Annotated in this window: 19 protein-coding genes; 6 read left to right on the top strand and 13 right to left on the bottom strand. The window is 65.5% G+C overall.

All coding sequences use genetic code 11. The features are described from left to right. Positions 1-49: 49 nt before the first annotated feature. The 13 genes from PX52LOC_RS41670 to PX52LOC_RS18900 form a co-directional block, all read right to left on the bottom strand. Positions 50-2,653, bottom strand: a complete 2,604-nt coding sequence (locus PX52LOC_RS41670) for a hypothetical protein (RefSeq protein WP_149111567.1) — start codon at positions 2,651-2,653, stop codon at positions 50-52. Between the two features lie 68 nt (positions 2,654-2,721). Then, positions 2,722-4,740, bottom strand: coding sequence for a hypothetical protein (locus PX52LOC_RS18955; RefSeq protein ID WP_149111566.1), 2,019 nt, complete (start codon positions 4,738-4,740; stop codon positions 2,722-2,724). 75 nt (positions 4,741-4,815) lie between these two features. Next, positions 4,816-7,320, bottom strand: coding sequence for a type IV pilus assembly protein PilM (gene pilM / locus PX52LOC_RS18950; RefSeq protein WP_149111565.1), 2,505 nt, complete (start codon positions 7,318-7,320; stop codon positions 4,816-4,818). A gap of 392 nt (positions 7,321-7,712) precedes the next feature. Then, a complete protein-coding gene (locus PX52LOC_RS18945; protein ID WP_149111564.1) occupies positions 7,713-9,602 on the bottom strand; it encodes a M6 family metalloprotease domain-containing protein in 1,890 nt (629 codons plus the stop codon). 87 nt (positions 9,603-9,689) lie between these two features. Then, complete coding sequence (locus PX52LOC_RS18940; RefSeq protein ID WP_149111563.1) at positions 9,690-10,397, bottom strand: class I SAM-dependent methyltransferase; 708 nt, start codon at positions 10,395-10,397, stop codon at positions 9,690-9,692. After that, entirely contained in the window at positions 10,397-10,639 is a 243-nt protein-coding gene (gene yidD / locus PX52LOC_RS18935) for a membrane protein insertion efficiency factor YidD (RefSeq protein WP_149111562.1), read from the bottom strand. The genes PX52LOC_RS18940 and yidD overlap by 1 nt, the downstream gene beginning before the upstream one ends. Beyond that, the gene (gene rnpA / locus PX52LOC_RS18930; RefSeq protein WP_218575398.1) at positions 10,636-11,010 is read right to left on the bottom strand and encodes a ribonuclease P protein component; all 375 of its coding nucleotides are present in this window, start codon (positions 11,008-11,010) and stop codon (positions 10,636-10,638) included. Before rnpA ends, yidD begins: the two co-directional genes overlap by 4 nt. 172 nt (positions 11,011-11,182) lie before the next feature. Beyond that, positions 11,183-12,118, bottom strand: a complete 936-nt coding sequence (locus PX52LOC_RS18925) for a DnaJ C-terminal domain-containing protein (RefSeq protein ID WP_149111561.1) — start codon at positions 12,116-12,118, stop codon at positions 11,183-11,185. A 62-nt stretch (positions 12,119-12,180) separates the two neighbouring features. Then, on the bottom strand, positions 12,181-13,425 hold the full coding sequence (locus tag PX52LOC_RS18920; protein ID WP_149111560.1) for a BaiN/RdsA family NAD(P)/FAD-dependent oxidoreductase: 1,245 nt from the start codon (positions 13,423-13,425) through the stop codon (positions 12,181-12,183). Continuing rightward, positions 13,418-14,008, bottom strand: a complete 591-nt coding sequence (locus PX52LOC_RS18915) for a nucleotidyltransferase family protein (RefSeq protein WP_149111559.1) — start codon at positions 14,006-14,008, stop codon at positions 13,418-13,420. Before PX52LOC_RS18915 ends, PX52LOC_RS18920 begins: the two co-directional genes overlap by 8 nt. A gap of 1 nt (position 14,009) precedes the next feature. Then, on the bottom strand, positions 14,010-15,194 hold the full coding sequence (locus PX52LOC_RS18910) for a pyridoxal-phosphate-dependent aminotransferase family protein (protein ID WP_149111558.1): 1,185 nt from the start codon (positions 15,192-15,194) through the stop codon (positions 14,010-14,012). A 21-nt stretch (positions 15,195-15,215) separates the two neighbouring features. Then, a complete protein-coding gene (locus PX52LOC_RS18905) occupies positions 15,216-15,773 on the bottom strand; it encodes an isochorismatase family protein (protein WP_149111557.1) in 558 nt (185 codons plus the stop codon). A 13-nt stretch (positions 15,774-15,786) separates the two neighbouring features. Then, a complete protein-coding gene (locus PX52LOC_RS18900) occupies positions 15,787-18,159 on the bottom strand; it encodes a transglutaminase TgpA family protein (protein WP_149111556.1) in 2,373 nt (790 codons plus the stop codon). A gap of 398 nt (positions 18,160-18,557) precedes the next feature. Between PX52LOC_RS18900 and PX52LOC_RS18895 the strand changes: the two genes are divergently transcribed. From PX52LOC_RS18895 to PX52LOC_RS18870, 6 genes are all read left to right on the top strand, one after another. Continuing rightward, positions 18,558-19,409, top strand: coding sequence for a MotA/TolQ/ExbB proton channel family protein (locus tag PX52LOC_RS18895; protein ID WP_149111555.1), 852 nt, complete (start codon positions 18,558-18,560; stop codon positions 19,407-19,409). A gap of 82 nt (positions 19,410-19,491) precedes the next feature. Continuing rightward, positions 19,492-19,965 carry an ExbD/TolR family protein gene (locus PX52LOC_RS18890; protein ID WP_149111554.1) on the top strand — a complete coding sequence of 158 codons (474 nt, stop codon included), beginning with the start codon at positions 19,492-19,494 and terminating at the stop codon, positions 19,963-19,965. A gap of 19 nt (positions 19,966-19,984) precedes the next feature. Continuing rightward, the gene (locus PX52LOC_RS18885) at positions 19,985-20,533 is read left to right on the top strand and encodes an ExbD/TolR family protein (RefSeq protein ID WP_149111553.1); all 549 of its coding nucleotides are present in this window, start codon (positions 19,985-19,987) and stop codon (positions 20,531-20,533) included. Positions 20,534-20,744: 211 nt separating this feature from the next. Continuing rightward, on the top strand, positions 20,745-21,683 hold the full coding sequence (locus PX52LOC_RS18880; protein ID WP_149111552.1) for a hypothetical protein: 939 nt from the start codon (positions 20,745-20,747) through the stop codon (positions 21,681-21,683). A gap of 50 nt (positions 21,684-21,733) precedes the next feature. Further along, the gene (locus PX52LOC_RS18875) at positions 21,734-23,335 is read left to right on the top strand and encodes a prenyltransferase/squalene oxidase repeat-containing protein (protein WP_149111551.1); all 1,602 of its coding nucleotides are present in this window, start codon (positions 21,734-21,736) and stop codon (positions 23,333-23,335) included. A gap of 263 nt (positions 23,336-23,598) precedes the next feature. Then, complete coding sequence (locus PX52LOC_RS18870; protein WP_149111550.1) at positions 23,599-26,067, top strand: S8 family serine peptidase; 2,469 nt, start codon at positions 23,599-23,601, stop codon at positions 26,065-26,067. Positions 26,068-26,097: the final 30 nt, after the last annotated feature.

Raw genomic sequence — 26,097 nt, 5'->3', positions numbered from 1 at the left:
GGGCCAGTACGGCCCCCGCTGGTGGTCCGGCATCGGCCGGGCCGAGAGTTTAAGGTTTGACGCCCGGACCGCTACCGCCCCCCGCGGGGCCGAACCCGCCGCCCATCGGTTGGACGCCGAGTTCACCGGCGGCCGCGGTGTCCGCCTTCACCCGCTCGATCCACTCGTCCCAGTTCTTCACCCGCTCGATCCGCTCGGGGACAGCCGTGTCGACGCCGGAGTTGCGGACGGTCAGCGACCCGTCGGCGTTGAGGATGAGCATTTCGACCGCGCCCTCGTCCTCGAGCGATCGGCCCTCGAACGGCCGCGTCTGCTTGCCGCCGTCGTAGTCCACGCAGATGTTACTCGTCGTGAAGTCCACGAGCACGCCCTTCGGTTGGTGGTCCTTCGAGACGCCGGGGACCTTGTACTTCGGGAGTTCTTGCAGGATGTACCGGACCTTCTGCGACGACCACAGCGGCATGGTCGTGAGTTGCTTCTTGCCGATGAACTCGCCGCGGGCCACCGGAACGTCGCCGACGACCCACGCGCCGATCGGCTCGGCCTTGTCCTCGATGGACACCTGTTCGAGCCACTGTTGGACTTCGATCACCGGCAGTTTGCCGTTCTGGTTGTCGAGCAGGTCCTGGACCTTTGGTTCCCGCTGCTTGTCGCGGAGGTTCTTGGCGTACTCGACCGGGTCCACGAGGTACGTGTTCACGTCGTACGGCACGGTCACGCGCATCGGCGTCGTGTCGGGGTTCGCGAGCGTCACCCAGGGGCCGAAGAGGACCGGCACTTCGGAGTCGGACGGGCGCGAGACGTTCTTGACGCCGTAGTTTGGGTTTTTCATCTTCACCCGAATCTTGTACTCGTAAGTGTGACCGGGGCGGATGTCCACGTCCATGAAGCGGATGAGCATGTGCTCGAGTTCGACCGGGGCCTTGATCTCGGGCATCATCATACCGCCGGGGCTGTTCGGGTAGCCGCCCGGACCGGGGCGCATCCCGCCCGGGGGCATCATCGCACCCGGAGGCATCATCCCGCCCGATCCCATCGGGGGCATCCCGCGGCCCCCGAGGCCAATGCTCATGCTGCCACTGTTTTGACCGCCGAAGAAGCCGCCCTCACTGCCCGCGGGACCGCCGGCCGCCCCCGTGGGAGGGAGGAACGACGGCGTGAACGGGTTGTTCCCCTTGCCGTTGAACCGTTGTTGCAGTTCCGACGGTGTGATGACTTGCTTCCCCTGGTCCTTCATCTTCTGTACAGTCTGGACGATCGACGGCAGCGTGATCGGCGGGTACGTGTGCTGCCCCTCGGCCACCGCGGGCAGCGGCATGGCCATCTCTTGGTCGTACCGGAGGAAGTACGGCAGGAAGCCCTCGTCGGGTTGGTCGGCTACTTTGCGGTTGTTGATCTGGGACAGGTACCAGCCGACGTGGTCGTACGGCGTCCACGGGTACTCGGTCCCGTTCGGGGCGATGATCTTGCGCTCGACTTCGAACCCGGCGAACGTCGGCCCTTCGGGCACTTTGACGCCCCCGCCGGTCGTCGCCGTCATACCACCCCCCGGCCCAGTTTCGGACGTCGCCGGCGCGCCCGGTGGCGGCATCGTGGCCTGTCCGGGGATGCCCCCCCCAGGTGCGCTACCACTGTTCATCGCTGCCGGGTTGAAGTTGCCGCTCGTCTCGCGGGCGGCCTCGTCGATGGTCTTCAGCCGCAACGCCCGGCGGACGACTTCGAGTTGTTCCTTCAGCGGGAAAACCGCGTGCATGACGATGGTCCGCCGCGGGTAGATGACGAACGCCGGTTGGTGCTTCGCGGGGTCGAATTGGTCGATCGGGATTCTCGTGACGGTCTTCTCGTACCGGGTCCGGGTGCTGTCGTACTGGGCACCCGAGTTGTACCCGCCGGGGCCTCCAGTATCTCCCATCCCTATCCCGCCACCCGGCCCACCCATTCCCATGCCGCCGCCACCCGCTCCACCCAAGTTGATGCCGCCTGGTCCTCCCATGCCCCCACCGGGACCACCCATCGCCCCGCCGGGACCGCCCATGCCGCCACCGGGGCCCCCCATCGCCCCACCGGGGCCACCCGGACCAATCGGCATCCCGTTCGGTCCGAACTGCGGATTTTGGGGGAGGCGTGCCTTATTCACCCGCCGCTTCGGGTCGAGCTTACCCAGCATTGCCTTCATATCTTTCGCGGAGAAGTTATCCCCCTGAATAGACACACCGTTCATCACGCCGATCAGGTAATCGCCGGGTTGGCCACTGATGTCATAGGCCTTCATGTTGAGGCGCACGAGGTCGAGTTGCGCCTCCTTGATGCCCAGCACCTTCGGGTTGTCCCGGGCGCGGCTAGGACGGTCAACCGGTTCGAAGGCATAGAACTCCACCGGGAAGTCGTTACCGGCGATCGGCTTCGAATCGAGTGCCTTGGGGTCTGCCCACACGGGGATCGGCGTGACGCTGCTGGCGTCCTGCTGCGCGATCTTGTTTTCGATCTGCGACTTGTACTTCTTGAAACTGTCACTGACCTGGGCCGGGCTTTTCGCCGAGATGAGGTTGGACACGCCCCAAATCCCGAGCAGGCCCAAACCGCCGGCGGCGAGGCCGAGGCCGATCTTCTCACCTTTCGCCAACAAGAACTGTTGCAGGTTGAACTTTGCCATGGGTATGGTCCTTCGCGAACGAGGAGTTCGATGTCGAAAGTATCAGGCCGACCCGTCCCGGCGATCCACTATTTCGGCGGTGTCGGTGCGGGCGTAGCAGGGGGCGGCGTTGCCGGCGCGGGTGTGGTCGGTACCGGCGTCATCGGCGGCGAGGCCGGGGCCGGGGTCATTGGGGTTGTCGGGGCCGGCGTCATTGGAGTCGGCGTGGGGATCATGGGGTTCATTGGAACCGTGCCCGTCGTCGGCGTCATCGGCTTCGCCGCATCGTCCGGCTTCGACGGGGCGACATCAGTCTTCGCCGCCTCCGCGGGAGTCTTCGCCGCCTCACCGGCCGGGGTTTCGGTCCCTTCCTTCTTGGGCGGGTCGTACCGCTCGTACAAGGTGACGATGCCGTACACGGTCAGTTGAATCAGACCGGAATTCGCCTGGGCCTCGGAAACGCTCGACAGGGTGTCCGCACCCAGGCCGGGGATGCCGCCGAACTGGCCCGAACCGTAACCGCCGGGGGGCATGAGGGAAATCCCCGGCGGGCCGCCGCTCGACAGCCCGGCACCAGTGAAGCTGGTTGCCGTGCCCGTCTCACCGGTGTCGCCCGAAGAACTTCCGTAGCCCATTGGGGCAGACCCACCCGGGTACGCTCCGCCCGCCGCCGGTTGGTCGAGCGATTCGGTGAACCGCTGCCAACTGTATTGAACCGTCTCGAACCGCAGGGGCGAGTTCGCGTACGCGATGAGAACCTCGTTCATGTACATCTGATCGACGATCAGCGTCATCGCCACGGGGACGCGGCGGAGTTGCTGGTTAATTTCGACGTACCGCTTCCGATTCCCGTCGGCGACGCCCGTCAAGCGCATCCCGCCGGCCGCACCCGGCCCGACGCCCGCCCCCGTCGCTCCTGATCCGAAGCCCCCGCCACCCGGACCGCCACCCGTTTCCGGACTGGACATTGGGAGACTGATAGGTGCCCCACTCCCAAGCGGGGCGTTGGGGTCGGCCAACGGCGCGGCGGGGAAGAACGGCGGCTCGTTCAGCGGCTTGCTGAAGTCTTTCGCGGACGGGTACCCGAGGGCCAATCGCTCAAGGCGGCGGACCGGGACGGTCCGCTTGTCGAGAACCTGCACAACCTTGGCGATCTCGACCACGTCCGTGCCCGGAGTGATCGGGATTTCGAGGCTGTCAGACTCCCCGGCGGCCCGTCGGGCGGGGTCGGTCGCGGGGATCGACTCACCGCCCGGTGCGCCAGACCCTTCGACGCGGAATTCGAACGGCGGCAGATCGAGCTTCGGGTCAAACCAGACCTTGAGGATCATCGCGCTGCCCACGCCGAGAACCTGAAGTTGATTCGTGCGGTTCTTGAGGCGGGCCTTCAAGATCTGGCCGGTCCCCTGCCCCGGCTTGCGGGCGGCGACTTCCAGGTCGAGCTGCCAAACGTGGCTGACGAACGTCCGCTTCTTGGGCGGCGGCACTTGGCCGTCCGGGCGGACGAGCGTGAACCGGGCGATGTCCTCATTAACCTGAGCGATCGGCTTCAGCATGGCCCGCTGAATCCAGACGTCTTCCATGACCAGCCACAGTTGTTTCGACTCGGGGGACAGCGTACCCCAATCGCGGACCCACCGGAGGACGGTTTGCCAGCCGCCGCGGAACGTCGTCGGGGCGATCGACTCGCCGAGTTTCTCGTAGGTGGTGGCGTAGGCCGGCTTGAAGTCTTCGCGGAGCTTTTCGTTCGCGATGAAGTCCCGGAAAGTCGTGCCGAACTTCATCGTGTTGTAGCCGTCGAACGTCTTGTTCGGCGTCTCCGGCCAAGTGAAGAATGGGGATTGTTTGTCCCAGTTCATCTTCCAGAGTTGGCCGCGGATGTCGCCGAGGGTGTCCTTCTTCTTGTCCAGCGCGGCGATCGCCCCCGTCCCAGGGGCGTTCGGGCTTTTCACCTCGTTCTCGGTCTTCGTGATATTCGCGTTCTCGGTGTCGATGGCCCCGCTCACCCCAGTGATGAGGAAGACGATCGCCAGCAGGACCAGGAGCGGGGCGACGCCGGCGAGAATCCAAAAGTGGTGCTTCTTCAGGGCGTCATTCTTGTTTGCCATGCTCGAACCTCGTGGACTCGGGTGTTCTCGGAACGGGCGGTCTCGCCGGCGTCTTCCGACGCGGCGACCGCGGGGTTATTTCGGTGCCGGGTTGGCCGTGTCGGTCCCGGGGGCGGCCGCGGGCGTGTCCCGCCACAGGAACATCATCACAAAGACCGTGCGTTGTTTGGGGTTTCGCTTCGGCGGAGCCGCGACTGCCGTTCCGGGAGGCACCGAGCCCGGCGGAACGCTACCCGATCCCATGGACGATGACCCGGGCGAGGAATCGTCGTACCCGAACGCCCCCGATGACGATCCGGGCGGGGAAAGGCTGATGCCGCCGCCCATCCCACTCGCCGCACCGGCGGCCCCCTGTTTCGTCAGCGGTTGCCACTGCATTGCAGGCCCGCTAAGCCCCATCCCGCCGCTGCTATCGCCTGAACTGATTGGCGGCATGCCCGGGCCGCCGGGTGAACCACCTGGGCTGCCACCCAAGGGATCGGCCGTCGGCGTGAGGTAGCGGTCAATGTAGTTCCGACTCGGGCCGATCAGGTCCAGCACGTTCTGCTGCGGGTTCTCTTGCTTTTTCGACAAAGCCAGACAGACGTGGCTGATGCGGCCTTTCAAGGGGTCCACGACGCCGGGCAGGAACTCACTCACCTTCTTGGGGCCGATTTCCTCGGTCTTGAGGGCGTCGTGTTGGAAGTTGCGGACCACGCCGCGGACCAGGAAGTCGGACCCGTCGGTGTGGAACGTCCAGCCGCGGATTTCCACCACCCACCCGCCGCCCTCGGGGGCCTTCGGCTTCCACGCCTTCGCCTCGTTCTCGTCCTTCTCCCGCTCGCCCTCGGGCATGTTTTCGGCGATGGCCTTCCGCTCCTCGGCCCAAACCCGCGCGTCGGCCGTGTCCAGGAACGTCTTGAGGTTGTCGGTGTACCGCGTGCGAACTTCTTGCACGTTCACCTGCGCCAGGTACTCGGTCAAGTCCGGGTCGTTGACGCGGTCGATCGACAGCCCCCGCTTGACGCGGTCGAGGTAGGCGTTCAGTGCCCGTTTGCCCTCGTCTTGGCTCCAGAACGGCACCTGCCCCGGGTCCTGAAGGTTGCCCGCAGCCCCCGCTCGCGGCAGGGCCGTCGTCACGAGCTGGTGGAGGCGAATCCAGTCGAGACGGCGGTCGGCACCCGCGACGATGGCCTTCACCTCGTCTTGGGCTTTCTGGACCGCGTCCTCGCCGGCCTTCGCAGCAGCAACCTGTGAGTCGGCCTGAGTCTTCGCCTGCTTGGCGGCGTCCATCGCCTTCTTGATGCCGGCGTCCGTGGCTGCCGAGTATTGCACCCCGAAACCGACGGCTGCGAGGCCGGTGCCCAAGAGCAGGGCCGCCGCCGCCGCCGCCGCGTATGGCTTCTTCGCCCGGATGATCCGCTCGGTGCGAATCTCCGTCGGCAACAGGTTCGTGTTGATCCGGCCGTAGTCGGTGCGGCCGGACAGCATGTTCAGGCCTTGCAGGGCGAGGCCGTAGGCGATCGGGAACGTCAGGATGTTCTCGGAGAAGACCGGGTCGTTCAGCACCTGATCGCCGGACAGGCGGCTGATCTTGCTCGGCCGGTCCACCTTCAGCGACAACTTCTCGGCCATGTACTTCTGAAGGCCGGGCAATTTGAACGCGCTGCCGAGGCCGATCATCGATGCGACGTGCGCATCGCGGTGGGTGTTGGTGAAATACCCGAGCGACCGCTGCACTTCGCCCACGAAGTCAGTCAGCACGGGCCGCAGCGACTTCAGAATCTGCGCCAGGTCCGGCGACTTGGCCGCGTTCCGCTTCAGGTGCTCGGCCTTGGCGAAGGTGAGTTTCATTTCCTTCGACAGTGCCCGCGTGAAGTGGTTGCCACCGAGGGACAGCGGCCGCTGCCAGATGATCTTGCCGGCGTCCGTGATGATGAGGTTCGAGTTGTCGGTCCCCACGTCCAGCACGACGATGCACTTCTTCTTGCCGCGGGGCGTGTCATCCGCCTCGCCTTCGCCCTCGGCCGGCACCTCGGCGTCGGGGCCGCCCTTCTTGAGCAGTTCGTAGGTCGCGTAGTTCGTGAGGGCCAGCGGGGCCATCTGCACGATGTGGCACTCGATGCCGGCGGTGCCGAACTGCCCGAGGTTGCGGGCGATGATCTCCCGCTTCATCGCGAACAGGCCGATCTCCGTTTCCATCGCGAAGTTGTTAACGACCTCGCCGCCGGCGATCTTCTGGAAGTCCCAAACGACTTCCTCCAACGGGAACGGGATCTGCTGCTTCGCCTCGAACTTCACGATGTCGGCGATCTTCGACTCTTCGACCGGCGGCAGCTTCACGAACCGTGCCAGCCCGCCGCTCTGCCCGGCCACGCTGACGGCGACCAGATCGCTGCCGATGGGGTTACGGGAGAGGAATTTTTCGAGCGCCTCGCGGGCCAGGGCTTCCGGGTCGGCGTCCGGCTGCGACATGATCTTCGGGTGTTCGATGTAATCGAACGCCGCGGCGGTCGGCTTGCCGTCGACGAGTTCGAGCTTGAGAGCCTTGAGGGCACACTGGCCCATGTCGAGGCCCCAAATCGCAGTTGGCTTTGCCATGTCGGAAGTACTCGGGAGTCCGTCGCACGGAGGGCGACAAGGCCGCGCAGATTGTGATATTCAAACCAACGAGGATCGGCCGGCCCCGTTGGCGTACCTGTTAAACCTGTTACAACCGATTCGAGCGTCCTGGGTTGCGAGTCACCCATTCTACGTGGCTTCGCGCGTCAAGATCGGTTGAATGGGTTCACGTTAACCGCACGTCGATGGGCTGTCAACAAACTGAACGGGTGAAGTGGGAGATTGTTGGTGCGAATTGGCGCGGTTGTCGGCGTCGTGTGGTGAAGTGGAGTTGGCGTGTGAAAGTTCTGCCGCGTAGCGGGTCGGCCGTTGGCCGACCCGCTACGCGGCAGAACAAATCGAGATCAGATGCCAGAACGTACTCAGCAACCTTACTGGAACTCGTACCCGATGTTGAACGCGATCCGGCCGTCGCGAAGGCGCTTGATGTTCGTGATGTACACGTCGTAGCCGCCGCCGAGTTGACTCTTGCTGCTCGGTGTCGTGAACGGGGTGAACGACGAGTTCGCCGGGCTGGGGAACGGCACCGATCCGGTGAACGACCGCGGGCCGTTGATCCCCTCAATGCCGTGCGATTCTTCCAGGAACACCGGCTGACTCTCGCGGCCACGGCCGGCGATCACCCGCCACACGAGCAACCCCTCGGCCGGCAGGTCGGTGTCGAAGCCGGTCTTGCGGCGGTTCTCCAACAGGAAGTACTCGCTGCCGTCGGGCCGCACGGGGATCTTGAAGCACTCGCTCTTCGCGTCCTCGATCGGCGCGAGGATGAGTTTCTGCTTCTTCGTCGGGTCGATCATCATCGGCTTGATCCAGCCGAGTTCCTGCTTGCACCACGCCGAGAAGTGCTGCGGTCGGCCGGCGGGGTTCTGTTGCGACATCGCGCACCAACTGCCGACGCCCTCCATCCCCGGCACTTCCGGCTTCGCGTACAGGTCCGGCAGGCCGAGCATGTGGCCGAACTCGTGGCAGAACACGCTGATGTCCGTCATCCGCGGGCCGCCCTCCTGCACGATGAAGTACGGCCAGCTCTTGTTGTTGTGCCGGAAACTCGCCCGGTGCGGCCAGTAGAGGCTACCGCGGGTCGTCTGCACCCGCTCCCCGGCGAACAGAAAGAACACGCCGTCGTAGCCGTCGAGCGCGTCCTTGCCCTTCGTGGCCAGCAGTTTGTCGAACGCTTCGGTCAGGAGTGCCGTCTTCTCGCGGGTGCTGACGCCGTTGCCGCTGGAATACTCCATCCGCTTCTTGCTGACTTCCACCCAGCCCAGGAACTTGCCGTCGATCTTGAACTGGTCGTAAGAGATTTCCTTGTAGTAGTCATTCATGCTGCCGTGGACCTTCTGGCCCGTGGCGCTGCGGCCGTTGTACTTGCCGCGGCTAAACAGCGAGTCGGCCCAGTCGGAGTCGGTGACCTTCGTGTTGTGCTTCACGTCCGGGTAGTCGATGCCGAGGATGGCGAGCTTGTAGCTCGGCTTGGTCCACCCGCGGGGCAGGCGGTCGTCCCAGGTGATGCCGCCGCCCTGCGTGCGGCCGGTGCGGTCGCCGCCGAGGATGGCCCGCACGTCCAGTTCTTCCTTCGACTTCTCCTTCTTGACCGTCAGCGTTACGCCGTCGCCGGCCTTCTTCTCGCCGAGGATTTCGCGGAGGCCGGTTTCGGACTCGACCTTCAACTGGTTGACCTTCAGGATGACGTCGCCCTTCTTGAGGCCCGCATTCTCGGCCCCGCCCCCTTGCGTCGTCTCCAAGATTTCCAGGCCGCCGTCTTTCGGGGCGATGGAAATGCCCAGGACCGGCCGCTCGGCGGCCCCGGCGAGCTTGAACGGCTTGCTGACGGCCCGCAGGGTGGCCGACAGTTCGAACGCTTGACCTTCGCGATCCACCTGGATTTTCAGCACCTCACCCGCCGCCCGACCGCGGAGCTTGTCACGGGCGGCGTAAGGGGAAAGTACCACGTCGCCGGCGATCGAAACGAGCACGTCGCCGACTTTCACGCCCGCATCATCGGCGGGCGAATCACTTTGCACTTCGTCGATGATCGGGCGGCCGGCCTTGTTCGCGACGATCTCCACGCCGAGGTAGCCGGCCGTGGTGGGCGTCTCGGTGAACTTGAAAGTCTTCGGGTCGGCCGTGACCGCGTCCTTCGTGGTGTGGTAGCCGCTGAGGTCCGTGCCGACCGTCGGGGCGGGGGCGACTTCGCGGGACGGCTCGGCGGCGAAAACGGGCGACGCGAGCGCGAGGACCGCGGTGAGCGTGAGGCTTCTCATGGGGCAACCGTCGGGGGTCGGGTTGTGATGGCTGAGAGGGATTCAGCGAGTGTAAGCAACGGGGTGTGAAAGAATGATGAAAACGAATCACGCCATGTGCCGGATGCGGTAGAGCGTGCCCTTCGTCCGCTCGCCACCGGGTTCGCCGGCCCGGACGAAACTCGTCTCCACGTCCAGCCCTTCCTCGCCGCACTGCCAGCGGAAACTCCGTGACGAGTAGCGGTCCGGGTCGGTGAGCAACGCCGTGCCGCCGGGGGCGAGGACCGCCTTCAGGAACTTCGCCGTCGGCTCGACCATGCGCTGCTCGTACAGCACGTCGCTGGCTATGATGACCGGGAACGTCATCCCGGCCGGCGGCGACCGCAAGTCCAGCGGCAGACTGCGGGCGTTCGCGTGGCCGTTGAGCTTCGCGTTCGACAGGGCGAACTGCACGGCCATCTCGTCCACGTCGGAGAACGTGACCCGCAGCCGGCACGCGAGCGCAGCGATCCCGCCCAGGCCGAGGCCGCAGCCAATCTCCAGCACGTCGAGTTCGCCGTCGGTGCCGCGGGGGTACTTCGCCCAGTCCTCGCGGAGCACAATCTTCGCGAGCATCCGCCCGGCCGCCCAAAGGTCGGTCCAGTACGGGATGTACTCGTCGGCCGCGTAAGCGTTCCGCACGCCGGGGTGATCGAAGACTTTGTCCAACCCCGCCGGGCGTTCAAGGTAAAACGTCATGCCTTCGAGCGTGACCTTCTCCTTGACCCGATCGGCGACGGCGTCGGCGGGGGTGGAATGGATTCGCGGTTCTGCCATTACGGATAGTCCTCGCCACAGCCGCCCCACGGGTTGCACCGGCAAATGCGGTACGCCCCCTTCGCCGCCCCGACGACGGGGCCGTACTTGCGGACGGCCAGGATGAAGTATTCGCTGCACCCCGGTTCGAACCGGCACGTCGGCGGCAGCATCGGGCGGATGAACTTCTGGTAGCCGCGCACGAACAGGATCAGCACCCCGCCGACGAGCAAGGCTGGGCCGTGCCAGAGCCAGCGGATCACGACTTCGTCTCCGGCGTCAACTTCTTCGCAGCCTGCGCGGCGAGTTTCAGGAGCGAGGCGCGAACGTCGTCCTGCGTCGGCTTCGGGCGGCCGAGTTTCGGGATCATGATGAAGTCCACGCCGGCCGGCAGAGCGTGCTGGCTCAGGCGGAACGCCTCGCGGAACAGCCGCTTGTAGCGGTTGCGGACGACGGCGATGCCGACCTTCTTCGACACCGACACGCCAAGCCGCGGGTGGCCGAGGGTGTTCTCACAGGCGTACACGATCAGCACGCCGTCAGCGGACGACCGCTTGCGGTCGTAGACGCGCTGGAACTCGGCCGGCGTCTTCAGCCGCCGCGACTGCGGGAACGTGAGTGGCGGAATCGTCATAGCGTGGCCAAGGTGGGACTCGAACTTCTCCCTCTCCCCCGGCTTTGAGGGGGAGAGGGTTGGGGTGAGGGGGAATACCTTCACGCCAGTAATGACGCTCTCAGGTGCAATGAAGGTTCACCCCCTCACCCTGCCCTCTCCCCCTCAAAGCCGGGGGAGAGGGATACAAGGGTCACGCCCACGCGACGTTCGCCCGGGGGGTCTGCGGATTCCGCTTCGCGAACTGCTCCATCAGCTCGCGGCTGAAGTCGTCCACGCCCTTTGGCACGACTACCTGGAAGACGAGGAACTGGTCGCCGCCGGCAATGCCCTTGCCGCGCATCCGCAGTTTGGCACCGCTGGACGTGCCGGGCGGAACCTTGACCGTCAGGCGATCGCCCCCCACCGTTGGCACCTCAACGGCCGCACCGGTGACGGCTTCGACCACGCTCAGCGGCACGTCGATTTCCACGTCGTTGCCGTTGCGGCGGTAGTACGGGTGCGACGCGATCTGCACCCGCAGGTACACGTCGGCCGACCCGGTGGCGCTGGCCGGCACGCGGAGCTTCTTGCCGTCCTCGATGCCGGCGGGCACCTTCACGGTGATCTCGCGACCGCTGACATTGATCGTGATCGAACCCCCGACGGCGGCCGTCTCGAACGGAATGGTCACGTCGGTCTCGATGTCCTCCGGCGGCGGGGCGGCCCGCTTGCCGCGGCCCTTCCGCTGCTGGCCGAACAGCCCGCCTAGGTCGGGCGCGCCCCCACCGCCACCGCCCTCGCCGAAGAGTTGGCGGAACAGTTCCTCGGCCGCCGCCGGATCGACGCGGCTTTGAGGATTGCCGGCCCCGGCCCAACTCGGGAAGCCGCTCGCCCCCTCGGCCCCACCGCCGCCGAACCCGCCGTACCGCGGCTCGTGCGTGCCGAACTGATCGTAGATCTGCCGCTTCTGCGGGTCGGAGAGGACCGCGTTCGCCTCGTTCACCTCTTTGAACTTCGCCTCGGCCTGCTTGTCGCCGGGGTTCTTGTCGGGGTGGTACTTCTGGGCCAGCTTGCGGTACGCCTTCTTGATGTCGTCGGCCGTGGCCGTGCGAGCGACGCCGAGCACTTCGTAAAAATCGCGAGGCATAGAGGAACCTGACGGTGGGTGCGGTGCGACTGAAGGGAATTCTACGGGACGACCGCCGACTTTTACACGTTCTGCCCGGCCAGCCACCCGGTGCTCCACGCGGATTGGAAGTTGTACCCGCCGATCCAGCCGTCGAGGTCCAGCAGTTCGCCGGCGAGGAACAGGCCGGGCTGCCGCTTGCTCTGCATCGTGCGGGAATCGACCTCGTCCAGCGACACGCCGCCGGCCGTGACTTCCGCCTTCTCGTAGCCGAGCGTGCCGCGGACCGGCAACCGCAACCGCTTCACGGCAGCCACGAGTTTCAGCCTGTCCACCTTGCTGAGTGCCGCCGCCCGGCGGTCGAGTGGCAGTTCGCTCAGTTGCAAGAGCTGATCGCAAACTCGACGGGTGAGCATCTCGGACATCACCCCCGCGAGAAGTTGTTTGCCGTTGGCGGCCGTTTGCGTGCGCAGGAACTCGTCGAAAGCTTGCTCCGTCACCTTCGGCAACAGGTCCACTTCGAGCATCAACTTCGTCGGCGTGGCGTGGCCGCTGATCGCCCGGCTCACGTCCAGCGGGGCCGGCCCCGTCAAGCCGAAGTGGGCAAACAGCGTCGAACCGCGGCGGGCCGTCAACGACTTGTTCTCGTCCAGCACCTTCAGGCCGATGTGCGGCAGCGTGACGCCTTGCAGTTCCTTGATCCACGTCGGCTGCACCGTCACCGGCACAAGGGCCGGCCGCGTCGGCACGATCGTGTGGCCGAACTTCTTCGTAAAGCCGTACCCGTCGCCGGTGGTGCCGCAGCCGGGAAACGACAGTCCGCCGGTGGTGACGACGACGTGCTGACAGGTTGGGCTTCGCTGATCGGTGACGACACGGAAGCCGCCCTCGGGAAGCGGCACTACGTCGCGGGCCGGTTCGTTGAGCGTCAGTTTCACCGTCGTGCGGCCGAGGCGGCGGAGCAAGGCGTTGAGCACGTCGAGTGCCCGGTCGCTGACGGGGAAGATTTTGCCCGTGTCCTCGACCTTCGTGGCCACGCCTTCGGCCTCGAAGAAGTTGATCGTGTCGCGAACGCCGAAGTTGGCGAGAGCCGAGTGCAGGAACTTGCCGTTCGGCCCGAACGCCTCGACGATGCCGCGGTTGTCGCAGTCGTGCGTGATGTTGCACCGCGTGCCACCGGACATGAGAATCTTCACACCGGGCTTCTTGCCTTTCTCCAAGAGCAGCACCCGCCGGCCGCGCTCGGCTGCGTGGATGGCAGCCATTAGACCGGCCGCACCCGCACCGAGGACGATGACATCGAAGTCGAAAGCAGCGGGGTCAACCATCGGGGGTGTCGAGGAGATGTTGGAGCCGTTCGGCCAAGTAGGGCGGGAAGCGATTCGTCCACGTCTGGTCGATCAGCCCGACGCCGATCATGTCATCAAGATGCAACTGATCCTTCCGACGATTGCTTTCGAGCTTCATACGAACGAGGGCTTCGAGCGAAACGACCTGGAATTCCGGCCCCCGTTCGGTTTCCGCCATCGTCGGGGCTGTCGTGCCGTACTCGGCTTTGACTTTCTCTCCTGCGTAGAGAAGATGCACGCCATCGGACGGTCGGCCGTCCGGTTTCTCGATGAACGGGTCTACTCCCGACGTGTTGGCGTACTCGAACCCCACGGCTTCCATGACCGCAATTACGGCGGGTAGGCGGTCGCGGTCGATCAGAATGTCCACGTCGCGGGTGAACCGCTCGCTGCCGGGATCGACCTGCGTCACCCACGCGGCCACGGCGTTGCCGCCGACGACCGCGTAGGGGACGCCACCCGCCTCTAAAGCTTCTACCGCTTTGCGGAGGCGAAGTTTGACCTGGTTCACGGCTCGCTCCATGCGGTCGATCGTGTCCGGGTAAAAGGTCGATGCGTGCATGTTACACCTTCTGCGCGTACACGCCCTCCGCGGCGGCGACGCCGCGGCCGGGTTCGATGGCCGCCCCCGCACTCTTGAGCACTTGCTCCATCGCGGCCAGTACGAGCAGCACGGAACTCGGCTTGCTGTTGTAGCCCATCAGGCCGATCCGCCACGCGACGCCCTTGAAGTCGCCGAGGCCGCCGCCGATCTCGATGCCAAAGTCGTTCAACAGTTTCTTGCGGCACGCCACGTCGTCGATGCCGGCCGGGATGCGGACAGCGTTCAATTGCGGCAGTTGGTGGGCCGGGTCGGCGGTGTACGTCAGGCCGATCGCTTCCAGGCCGGCCTTCAAGGCGTGGTGGTTGCGAACGTGGCGGGCGAAGCGAGTTTCCAGACCCTCCTCCAGCACAACCCGCAGGCCTTCTCGCAGGGCATAGACCATGCTGATTGGCCCCGTGTGGTGATACGCCCGGTCGCCGCCCCAGTAGGTGCTAATCAGCGACAGGTCGAAGTACCAACTGCGGCACTTGATCTTGCGGTTCCGCACCACGTCCATCGCCCGCTCGCTGAACGTGATCGGCGACAGCCCCGGCGGGCAGCCGAGGCCCTTCTGCGAGCAGGTGAAGACCGCGTCGAGTTCCCACGCATCGACCTCGACCGGCGTGCAACCGACGGACGTGACCGCGTCCACGACGAGGAGCGTGTTGAACTCGTGGCACAACTTGCCGAGTTCCTCAATCGGCTGGTGCGCCCCCGTCGAGGTTTCCGCGTGGACAATGCCAAGCACCCGCGGCCGCACCTTTTGAAGCGTCTCGCGGATGACGTTCAGGTCGAACACCTGGCCCCACGGCACGGTCAGCGTCGTGACTTCCGCCCCGGTGCGGCCGGCGATGTCGATCATCCGGTTGCCGAAGTACCCCTTCGCGCAGATGACGGCCTTGTCGCCCGGCTCGAGCAGGTTGACGAGGCACGTCTCCATGCCGGCCGTGCCGGTGGCGGAGATCGGAAACGTCATCTTGTTCTTCGTCTGATAAACGGTGCGGATCATCTCCTGCGTTTCGTTCATCAGTTCGAGGAACTGCGGGTCGAGGTGGCCGAGCAACGGCGTGGTCATCGCCGTCAGCACGCGCGGGTGGGCGTCACTCGGGCCGGGGCCGAGGAGCAGGCGCGGGGACGGGGTCAGTTGGCCGGGGATGGTTGGCATGGAAGGCTCTCGGGGACGCGGTCAGGAACTACGCTCTATCATCAGTTTACTAACTGCCTTGAATTGGGGATGGGTCGCGTCGCTGAGCCACTCGAACGCGACGGCTTCGACCGTCGTCAGAACCGCCCCGGACCTCTCCAGCCGGCGGATGGCCGTAGCGTGGTCGATCAAATTCCGCGTGGCTAGCGCGTCCACCGGCAGGAACACGGTCCGGCCGGCCTCGAGCAGGTCGAGGGCCGTCTGCCCGACGCAGACGTGCGTCTCCATGCCAACGAGGATCACGTTCGGCCGGCTGCCGAGAGATGGCAGGAAACTGGCGGCCCCGCAACAACTGAACGCCGTCTTCGCGGGCGGGTTCGGCGGCAGGCGGCGGGCGATTTCGCGCGTCGTCGGGCCGAGGCCCTTCGGGTACTGCTCCGTCGCCACGGCTTCGACGCCCAACAGCGTCGCGGCGTCCAAGAGGAAGCCCACGTTGCGGACGAGGTCGTCGGCCGAGGGAATCTTCGCGAGCAGTTTGTCCTGGATGTCCACGACCACGAGGGTACTGTTCGCGGTGGTCAGGCGGGGGATGGCGGGCATGGGAACCGTCCGTTCAGGAAGCAGCGAGGGCCGTTTCGAGTCGCAGGAGGTCCGCTTTCACACGGTTCGCATCCTCCTGCGTGAACGTGCGGCCGGCGTAGCGGGACTGATCGAGGGCGTCGGCGATGGCGACCGGCACCCCGGCGACGGCCGGCGTCTGCGGTCGGTCGTTCAGCCACGCGGCGGCGGATCGGGCGAACTCCGCCGGCGTTTGACCGCTGGCCCACGGGTGGCCGTGTTTCGTCAGGAGTTCGACCAACCGCGTGAACCACGGGACCGGGTCCACGATCGCTACGGCCGCCACGGCCACAGTCGGCCGACGACGGTTGCGAATCAACGGCACCACGGCCAGCCCGGCGAAGATCAGCATCAGACCGCCGACGGCCGGCCAAAGGTTTTGTTCACCGAACTCTTGCACGTCCTGGATCAATTGCTTCTGCGTTTCCGGCGTCAACCCGGTGATGAACAGGTTGAACAGGCGGCTGCCTTGCTTACTGGTGTTGGCGATGTTCTGGAGGCTGGCGTCGGTGTCGGATGAAGTGGCCGTTGGGTCGAGCGCCTTCCAGTACCACTCGCGGTCGTCCGTGCCGGGAATTTTTCGCGACAGCAGCGCCTCGGCCCAGGCGTGGGCGTGGTCCTGCCGGACGAGGTACTGCCCCACCTCGAGTTGTTCGCACCCCCGGTAGCCGAGCACGAACTGGGCCGGGATGCCGACGCCGCGGAGCATGAGCACCAGCCCCGAGGCGAACCGCTCGCAGTGCCCGGCCTTCGTGTTGAAGAGGAAGTCCTCGATCGGGTCGATCGCCCGGTTTTGTCGCCGCAACGAGAGCGTGTAGTCGTACTCCCCGGAGGTGGCGAAATGCTGTTCGAACGCCGCCGCCACGGCCGGTTGGTCGTCCTCGTGTACCATCCGGCTGACCGGGTCGCGGCGCTCGCCCACGGCACGGGACACCTTCCCCTCAGCGATCAGCCGTTCCAGCAGTTTCTTCGACTCCGCGCCAATTCGGTACGAGGCGAGTTCCAGCAACGCCCGCCGGGCCGACGAGCCTTGTTGGTCCGGCTCGTAGAGTCGAAAGTAAGCGCTCGGCTCGTCGGGCACCGCCCGGCTGATCTGCCAGTAATGACTGACGCGACTCCCCTCCGTGCGGTCAATCAGGATGCGGAACGCACCGTTGTTGAAGTTGCTCGCGTAGTGGTACCGGCCGTGCGTCTCGTAGACGACCGGGGCCGGCAGGCCGGGCGTGAAGTACACCGGGTCGGCCTGAGGATGGCCGGGCGTCTTCAGGTCGAGCAGGTACTCCAGAATGATCGGCTGGGATCCGACGTCCGGGAACTTGAGCACCGACGACGCCGTCGGCGGGCCGGCGGCCGCGTCCCGCGGGGGTAAGAATAATTGGCCGAGGACGGACCGCGTCCACTGGCCCTTCGGGTATTGGTAGGTGTGGTGGGCCATCACGCGGAACCGCTTGTCCTCGGGCAGCACGCCGGGGGTCCCGTCCGGGTGCCGCACGGTGACGGTGAAGGCCGGGTCCGAGTTGGGGTGCAGTTCCCCGGTGCGGCCGAGGTCCACGGCCCCGCCGGAGAGGCCGACCTCCATCCGCGAGTTGAACAGTTCCCACCGCAACCCGTCCGTCCGCGGCGAGATGAGGAACAGCGGCAGGGTGATGAGGCCGCCGACCACGACCCACCGCACGGCCCGCACGAAGTGCGAGCGGCCGAGGCGTTCCGTCGGCGTCGGCTGACCAATCCCGGCGAACGGCTCGGCCACCGTCGGCCGCGACCGGGCCACGAAGAACCACCGCGGCAGGTACGTCTGCGGACTGAAAACGGCCCGCAGCCCCTCGACCGGCTCGAACGGCGGCGGCGGCGGAACGTGCCCGGCCGAGCGGCGGATGTAAAACAGCGTCAGGCTCCAGACGCCGGCGACCGCGTAGGCAATCATTAGGACCACGAAGCCGCCGTCGTCGGTCATCGCCCCCGCCACGCCGACCATGCTCAGCCCCAACCCTTGCAACGCCCACCAGTCGCCGACGTGCTTCGGCCGGAAGAGTTTCGCAGGCACTAACAGCATCATCAACGCCGCGACGTAGGGCAGCCCGCCCGCCGGCCACGGGAGGACGTTCATGAGGCTGTCGGACCGGCGGTAGTGGTAGCCGAACCACAGGATGGCCAACAGGACGATGCCGCCGCCGAGGACGTTGGCGTTGGTCAGCGACATGACCCAGTCTCGGCGGTCGCAAATGAACGCCACAATCATGAGTACGGCGACGACGCCGGTGAACCCGGACACTTCCGGGAGGTACTCCAACTCCGCGTACCCGGTGCAGGCGCAGGCGAGCATGAGCGTGAGGTAGGTGCTGAACCGGAACGCGAAGTCCGTCGGCATGATTTCATCCGCGGGGGTGAAGTGCGTCGGAAGTATTCTAACGAATCGCGTGCGACCCACGGTTCCAATCCGCGAATCCGAGTCCCGCGGGTCGGGATTACCCTTGACGCCGGACGATCGACCGCGTTTCTTAAAGGCAGCAGACTTTGACCACGACTGGTCAGAGTGTGGCCAGAGTTTCGGGCAGTTGGTGGAACTTTCCCAACACCCGATTCGTCGAAGTCTCCGTCTCGACGGCTCACACTCGCGTGCGTCGGGAGGATGGCGGGCCGGATCACCGACTAGCGTGTCGGTTCCGACGGAATACCCCTTTGCCAACCTCGCGACGAGGACCTTGAGCTGCCGGTCGAATGACCCATCTAAAATATCGCGTGCCTTCGTCCACCGGGAACCGTCTTATGAAGCGTTTGCTCCCCTTACTTGTGCCAGGGGGCCGATTTCTTTTCGGCGTCCTGATCGCCGCGGCGCTGGTCCTGGCGTGCGCCCAACTCGGCTTGGCCCAGGAAGGTGAGGCACCAGCGCCCGCGGGGCCGAAGGGGTCCGACCAGAACAAGATGGTGTTCATTCTCACCTCCATCGGGTGGGTTTTCGGCGTCATCCTCCTCGGGTGCTCCGTCTGGCTGGTCGCCATCTGCGTGCTGTTGTTCCTCGACCTGCGGATCCAAAACGCGATCCCGCCGGGCTTCGTGGACGAGTTCACCGACATCGTGAACAAGCGGAAGTTCAAGGAAGCCTACGAAATGGCCCGCGGCGACCCGTCGTTCCTCGGCCGCGTGCTGACCTCGGGCATGGCCCGGTTGCAGTACGGTCTGGAAGACGCCCGCGAAGCCTCCCGCAACACCCTCGACAGCATCAAGGGCGACAAGGACGGCAAGAACAACTACACTGCCGTGATCGCGAGCATGGGGCCGATGCTCGGGCTGGTCGGCACGGTGTTCGGGATGATCGGGGCGTTCATGGAACTGGGGAGCGGCAGCACGCCGAACCCGGCGAAGTTGGCCGAGAACGTCGCCCACGCCCTCTCCGTAACGCTCGTCGGGATCGCAATTTCCGTCCCGGCCATCGCGTTCAACGCTTTCTTCCGCAACCGCATCAACAAGATTACAATGGACGTCGGCCACATCGCCGACGACCTCCTCACGCAGATGTACCACAACTCGAAGAAGCCCGGCGCTCCGCCGGCTCCAGTAGCCCCCGCCGCAGGGGTGGCTCCGGCCGCCCCCAATCCGCCGCAAGGCCGTGGAGCCTAGTTACCAGGAATCAGGGGTCAGGAGTCAGCAAAGACTCACCCTTGATTCCTGCCCCCTGACTCCTGACCCCTGATTCCTGACTATGAGCCACGGCAGCGTCGAGAAGTGTGAACCGAACATGACCCCGATGCTGGACCTTGTCCTGCAACTGGTCATGTTCTTCATGCTGTGTGCGAACTTCATCGCGGAAGACGTGAACGCCACGATCAAACTGCCGACGGCGCTCCAGGCGAGGCCGTTGGACAAGGCGGAAGATCGGGTGATCTTCTTGAACGTGGACAAGGAAGGGAAAGTGTTGCCGAACACCCGCGGGATCACCGTGCCGTTGACGAACCGGATCATGGTCGCCAACTACATGAAAGACCAGGCGGCGTTCGACGACGGGTTGAAGAAGCGGGCCGCCGAGAAGGGCAAGCCGGAACCGCCGCCCTCGCTGGTGGTGCTCCGCGCCCACGAAGACTGCAAGTACGAGAAGATCGCCAACATCATGCTCGGCTGTCAAGAAGCCGGGTTCCCGCGGATTCAGTTCCGGGCCATCGTGGGCACGTCGAAGTAGCCGATCAGGATAGGGACTTATGAGCCGTCGCAGACGCCACGCATCGAACCCGTTCGTCGAGCCGGATCTCCCGATCACGCCGATGCTCGACATGTCGTTCCAGTTGCTCGCCTTCTTCCTGATGACGTTCAACCCGACGCCGACGGAGGGCCACCTGGACGTGACCCTGCCGAAAAGGGATGGCGGGCCATCGACCAAATTGCCCGACCCATTCACAACTGACGAGGCCGAAGAGTTCACGATTCGGGTCGAGGCCGACGACAAGGGCGATGTCGGCTCCGTCTCGATCAGCGTGGGGAAAGAAGGCGGCGGCGTCGATGTCCCCGGCAAGGGCCGGGAGGCACGAACGAACTTGTTCAAGGACTTGCAAAACCGCCTGGCGGCCGCGAAGAACGATCACGCCGAGCGGAACAAGAGCACGGGGGAGAGCAAACCGTTCGTCCCTCCGAAGATCAAGCTCGAACTCGCGAACGAACTGAACTTCAAGATCGTGATCGCCATCATGGACGAGTCCAATCGGGCGGGCTATCCGACCGTGGCCCCGGCCCTCAAGGACGACAAGAAGTAAGGCGAATGACTCCCTCTCCCCCGGCTTTGAGGGGGAGAGGGCCGGGGTGAGGGGGAAAGCGGCCCTCCGCTTGCGACGAATTTTCCGAGGGATGACGGCTTGCCCCCTCACCCTAACCCTCTCCCCCTCAAAGCCGGGGGAGAGGGGACCAGAGTTCGGGCGGTTCCGGGAACCTCTGAGGCGAGAACCCCGTCCTACAAGGGAGGCCATCATGTCGATCACCGCCGCCCGACCTGGGACGAACCGAACCGCCCGCCTATTCCTGGGCCTGGGGTTGTTCGCCTGTGTGTCCGTCGCGGCTCTCGGCCAGGAACCGCCACAACCAACCACCCAATCACCGTCCGGGCAAACTCCAACCACCCCGGCAACTGCCGAACCACTGGCCGGGGCGTCGAAGTACCAGATCGACAAGCGGCTGGCGATGTTCCAGAAGATTCGCGACGACGCAATCTTCCCGTGGACCGACTCCGGGCCGCGACACCTGGAAGACGGCCCCGCCGACCAGATGGAGGAGCGTGCTTACGACGAAGTCCTGCGGCACGCCCGGCAGTTCACCACGGCGGAACTCGAAGAGCACGCCCGCCACGACGTGACGCCCCGCGACCTGTACACCAACGGCCGCCTGAGCTACAAGTTGGACCTGATTTACTTCGAGGGCACCGTGCGGCGGGTGCGGAAGGTTCCGTCCACGGAACTCCTCCAGGCGAGCGGCATCACCGACGTCTACGAAGCGTGGATGTTCCCGGACCGCACGGAAGAAGCGGTCTGCATCTTCGTGACGGAACTGCCCCCCGGCATGACGGTCCCGACCGACCTCAAGTATTCGGTCAACTACCGGGCCTCGATCGCTGGGTACTACTTCAAGCTCCTGCGGTACGAGTCCGGCGAGATCGACCGGACCGCCGCCGAAGTCGGCCAGCACAAGACGCGGCGGGCTCCGGTGCTGATGGGCCGGTCGCTGACGTTGCGGGACGAGGGGCCGACCGCCGGCGCGATCTGGCGGGAGTCCGTCATGCCGCTGGTCGTCGGCGGGGTGGCGATGGTCGCGTTCACCATCTTCGGCCTGTCGTGGTACTTCCGCCGCGGCGACGCCGTGGTCCGCCGCGAGATCGAAAAGAAACTATCCGACAACCCGTTCTCGAACGGGTAACGATTATTGCCCCGACACCCGTGAAACAACGGTTCCAGGGAGAGCGACCTATGAGCGAAGCCAACACCACACCCGACGCGCCGGCCGCCAAGGCCGGGGCTAACGTCATCCGCATCGTCCAAGGCGCGGAGGAAACGGCGCAAGAGCGCCTCATCAAGAAGCAGATCCCCGCGTGGGTCATCAGCGGGGCGTTCCACGTCGTGTTCCTGGTCCTGTTCATCGTCGTCGGCAAGATGCAGCCGCCAAAGGTCGCCGCCAGCGACGCCATCGCCGAGGCGGTGGTGGACAAGGAAGACACGGAAGGTAAGAACCTCGACCTCACGAATGTTGACAAGGGCCTCGACTCGGAACTCGCGAGCGCCCTGCCGGTGGACCGCGTGGAAGACATGACCGTCGCGGCCCCGGTGAACCTCGACGTACCCGTTGGCAACGACGCCAAGATCGAATCGACCGACGCCTCGCAAGCCCTGGCCGGTTTTGGCGCGGGCAGCGACATCGGCGTGACCGGCGACACGGGCGACGTGAAGGTCGGCGACGGGGGTGCTGGGGGGACCGGCATGACTGGCATGGCCGGCCGCTCGGGGGCGACCAAAGAAAAGAGCCTCCTGGCCGGTGGTGGCAACGACAAGTCCGAACTCGCCGTGGCCCGTGCCCTCCTTTGGCTCGACCGCAAGCAAATCAAGGCCCAGGGGAACTGGGTGTACGACGGAACGTCGCGGGGGGACACGATCTCCGCGACGGCCATGAGCTTGCTGCCGTTCCTCGCCGCGGGCCAGACGCACCTCAAGATGCCCAAAGACAAGAACGGCAAGGACACGAACAAGTACCAGGCGACCGTGGCCCTCGGCTTAAAGTACCTGCTCGCCCACCAACTGCCGAACGGCAGCTTCAAGGGTGCGAGCGGCCAGTACATGTACTCGCACGCCATCGCGGCCGTCGCCCTGTGCGAAGCCTACGGTATGACCGGCGACAAGAACACGTTGCTCGGGCCGGCCCGCAAGGCGATCGAGTACATCGTCAAGGCCCAGGCCGGGAACGGTAGCTGGGGGTACACCGCCGGCACGGCCGGCGACACGTCCATCGTCGGGTGGCAGATTCAAGCCCTGAAGTCGGCCGCGTTGTGCAAGGACATCACCGTCCCCGAAGCCGCCTTCAAGAAGGCGAGCGAGTTCCTCGACAAGGTCGCCGAAGGCTCGCTGAAGTCGCGGTACGGGTACACGTCGAACAGCCCGACGACGCCGGCCCTGTCGGCCGTCGGCCTGCTGTGCCGGTACTACACTGGCTGGGGCCCGCGGCACCCCGGCATGATCGACGGCGTGAAGAAGTACATGAACACCTGGATGCCGACGGAAACCCGGTTCGACATGTACTACTACTACTACGCGACGCAGGTCACGCACTTCCACGAGGGGGAAGCGTGGCACAAGGACTGGAACCCGAAGATGCGGGACCTGCTCATCAAAATGCAAGTGGCGGAATCGAACAAGGATCTCGGCGGCAGTTGGGACCCCGACAGCGGCATGATCGGTAGCCACTGCGGCCGCCTCGGCACGACCTGCCTGGCCCTGCTGACGCTCGAAGTGTACTACCGCCACCTCCCGCTCTACAAGCGGGACGCGACCGGCTTGAAGGAACTCGAACGAGTGAAGTAAGCGGATCGCGAGCGAAACCGAGAGGCCGACCCGGAACCGGGTCGGCCTCGTTGATTTGTCGAACACACTTCAGAACTCGTCACTTCCAGCCCACTCTGCTCAACCGGCACAGTTTCGCCAATCCGCAAACTAGTTCCTGGCGCAGAACTTGATCCCATTTTTACAATTTCAGTCTCTTCCTCTCGCACGGCCCGTCACCTACAGTTCATGCGACGCCCTTTGTAAATTTTGCCGGACCGGCACCACGAGCGTAACGTGCGAGCATGCGACATTCGATTCGGTCCCTTCGACCGCGTGTCCTTCTCCGAATCGAGCAGCTGGAAGACCGCTCCAACCCGTCGGCCCGCTTCTCGGATCTTGTTGCGACCAGTGATTACGCCGCCGACCGCCTGGTGGTGAGCTTCGACGTCGGCGGTTCCGGAGCGGATCAACTCGCCCGACTGTCGGCCCTGCCGGGGGCGGAATCTGTCACCTCGCTCGGTTTCGGCATCTACCGCGTGGACCTGCAACCGGGTGCGGACGTGACGGCAGCCGCATCTGAGTACGCCACCCTCCCCGGCGTGCAGTCGGCCGAACCGGACCGCGTGGTGAAACTCGATCAGACGCTCAACGACCCGTCGCTGAGTTCGCAGTACGCCCTGACGACGACCGGCACGACCACCGCCTGGGACAAGACCACCGGCACGAAGGGCACCATCGTCGCGGTCATCGACACGGGCGTGGACTACACCCACCCGGACTTGGCCGCGAACATCTGGACGAACCCCGGCGAGATCCCCGGCAACGGCATCGACGACGACGGCGACGGCTATGTGGACGACGTTCACGGCTACGACTTCGCCAACAACGACGGCGACCCGATGGACGACGGCACGCACGGCACGCACGTCGCGGGCATCATCGGGGCGGTCGGCAACAACGGCATCGGCGTCAGCGGCGTGGACCCGAACACCCGCATCATGGCCCTGAAGTTCATCAAGGCCGACGGCGAGGGGTATACGAGCGACGCCGTGCGGGCGCTCAACTACGCGGTGGCCCACGGGGCGCGGGTCGCGAACGCGAGTTGGGGCGGCGACGGGTACGACGCGACGCTGGCCACCGCCCTCGCCCGTGCCCGCGACGCCGGTCTGATCTTCGTCGCCGCGGCCGGGAACGATTCGCAGAACAACGATGCCAAGCCGTTCTACCCCGGTGGCTACATCACCGGCCTCGACAACATCGTCACGGTGGCGGCCACCGACGCAAACGACAACCTCGCGAGTTTTTCCAGCTACGGCGCGGCCAGCGTCACCCTGGGTTCGCCCGGCGTGAACATCCTCAGCACGCTGCCCGGTGGCCGGTACGGCAACCTCAGCGGCACGTCGATGGCCACGCCGTTCGTCACTGGGGCCATCGCCCTGCTCTGGGACGCGCACCCGGACTGGACCTATCAACAGATCATCGACAAGCTGAAGGCGTCAGTCGATCCGGTCGCCGCGCTCGCCGGCAAGACCATCACCGGCGGCCGGTTGGACGTGGCGAAGATGCTCGACGCCACCGCCCCGGTTTCGCCGCCGGTCGTCCCGATCGTCCCGCCGCCAGTCTCGCCACCACCGGCCGCGCGGGACACGACCGGGGCAAAGGTACTCGCGGCCGTCTTCAGCGGATCGACGGCGGACACCTTCAACACCGTCCGCGTTACCTTCAACAAGAAGATCAACGCCGGCTCGTTCACGACGGCCGACGTGACCCTCAGCGGCCCGGCCGGTGCGATCCGGGCGACAGCCGTGACGCCGGTGGCCGGCACGAACAACACGCAGTTCGACATCACCTTCGACGCCCGATCCGCGGCCGGCACGTACACCATCCTCATCGGCGTGGACGTCTTCGACATCCCCGGCAACCGACTGAACCAGAACGGCAACAGCGTCAACGGCGAGGCCGGCGACCGCTTCACCGGCACCGGCACACTCGCGGCCGCGGACACGTCGTCCGCTTCCGGTGGCAGCCTGCCGCGGGCGATCGGCGACCTGCAAACGGTCGAGATTCCGATCGTGATCGATCAGACCGGCAGCATCGCGGGCGTGACGTTGACCGTCTTCATCGAGCACGCCAACGTCGGCGACCTGACGCTGCAACTGCGAGCGCCGGACGGCACGGTCGTGACCCTCGTTGAGCGCCGCGGTAGCAACGGCAGTGGCTTCCGCGATACCACGTTCGATGATGCGGCCCGCACGCTGATCTCGAAGGCGAAGTCGCCGTTCACCGGGTCGTACCGCCCGGAGCAACCGCTGAGCGACTTCCGCGGAATGAACGCAAGCGGGACGTGGACGATGATCGTCACCGACGGGAAGGCGGGGAATACCGGCACCGTAACCTCGGTGAAACTCGCCGTCACGACAACCTCCCTCGCCCCGGCGATTTCTACTCCAAACGCGGACGTCACCAAGCCGACCGTACCGATGGCCACGACGCCGAAGACGATCCTCGCCGCGAATGTCGTGGTGCGATCGGTCACGCCCGTGCCCGTGCTGGTGTCCTCGCCGACCGTGCCCACTCCGACCGTTACGGCCACGCCCCCTGCCCTTCGCGTCGAAACCTTGCTACTCCTGGGCGACGGCGATTCCGTTCGGCCGGCCACGATGAAAGAAGTCGAAACCCCGGACCTCGGCCCGCCGCACAAGGCGATCTCGTGGCGATCACAGGCCGATCAACTCCTGACACGACTGGCGGCGTTCGATCTGGGCTCGTAGGCCCTGCCCTTCCCGCACTTCCGTAAACTA

It is taken from the genome of Limnoglobus roseus (assembly GCF_008254045.1).
Taxonomy (GTDB): Bacteria; Planctomycetota; Planctomycetia; order Gemmatales; family Gemmataceae; genus Limnoglobus; species Limnoglobus roseus.
This window is presented reverse-complemented; position numbering and strand designations above follow the sequence as displayed.